At 40.5% G+C, this 766-nt stretch carries 2 protein-coding genes and 1 pseudogene; all 3 read right to left on the bottom strand.

Annotated features, from left to right (window positions below; translation table 11 throughout):
* Nucleotides 1-86: 86 nt before the first annotated feature.
* Nucleotides 87-320, bottom strand: a complete 234-nt coding sequence (locus HMPREF1551_RS06055; protein WP_009389118.1) for a hypothetical protein — start codon at nt 318-320, stop codon at nt 87-89.
* Between the two features lie 6 nt (nt 321-326).
* Nucleotides 327-533 carry a hypothetical protein gene (locus HMPREF1551_RS06050; RefSeq protein WP_016421160.1) on the bottom strand — a complete coding sequence of 69 codons (207 nt, stop codon included), beginning with the start codon at nt 531-533 and terminating at the stop codon, nt 327-329.
* Nucleotides 530-766: pseudogene (locus HMPREF1551_RS06045) on the bottom strand (hypothetical protein); the annotation flags it as partial. The pseudogene HMPREF1551_RS06045 and the gene HMPREF1551_RS06050, both read right to left, overlap by 4 nt.

Genomic DNA, 766 nt, shown 5'->3' with positions numbered 1-766 from the left:
GGATGATTATCCCTATATAGGATAGGGCTTGGGTATCAGTTGTTAGGGGTTGTTTGAGTGGTTTCATTGAGATACTCTTTCTTAGGTTAAACTACTTCTTGGGGTTCTATTTCAAACTCAATGCTTCTTTTGCTACATTGGGTTTGGTCGTACCATTGCAAGTTGGTTAGGTCGTCTTGGGTAAAGGGTAGCTTGTACCGCTTGCAATAGGCTTTTATCACTTCGATAGCTTTGTACTTGCTTGTGCATACTTGCATAAGGACACGGCTACTCATATAGTGCCAGCTATCGGTTTTATAGACTAAGTAAACGCTTTCCATAGGCTGTTAGGTTTTATTAAGGGTTGAGTTTTGGGCTTCTTTGAGTTGCTTTAGTTTAATATATAAGTCCTGCCAATAGGCTTTTAGCCTCTTATCTAACGCCTTGTGGGTGTTGTCAGTATGCTTATAGCCTCTAAAGCTATCGGCTTGCGCTAAGGCTTTATCAAGGTCGGTTACCTCTATAGGTGCACCATTGAGGTCTGTTATTATCATTTTTCAAAGGTTTTAAAAAGTTCATCAAAACGGATGTCATCTGTCCAATACTCATCGGAGGAGTATTTTCCATAGGCTTTTATATAGAAATCATCGTATCGAGTAAATACGCTTCGGTAAATATCCAAACGGCTTTCAGGCGTATTGAAAGAGGCTAATTCCTCCTCAGTGAGTTCCACAAAAGCCCAAGTACGTTCTTCCAAAAAGGATAAATCGGGCTGTTCCTCATCGCT

It is taken from the genome of Capnocytophaga sp. oral taxon 863 str. F0517, from assembly GCF_000466425.1.
Lineage (GTDB): Bacteria > Bacteroidota > Bacteroidia > Flavobacteriales > Flavobacteriaceae > Capnocytophaga.
The sequence above is the reverse complement of the archived record's forward strand: the minus strand, read 5'-3'. Positions and strand labels throughout refer to the sequence as shown.

Excerpts from the sequence above, each read along its gene's own strand:
- HMPREF1551_RS06050 (WP_016421160.1), bottom strand. The coding sequence starts at position 533 with ATGATAATAACAGACCTCAATGGTGCACCTATAGAGGTAACCGACCTT.
- HMPREF1551_RS06055 (WP_009389118.1), bottom strand. The coding sequence starts at position 320 with ATGGAAAGCGTTTACTTAGTCTATAAAACCGATAGCTGGCACTATATG.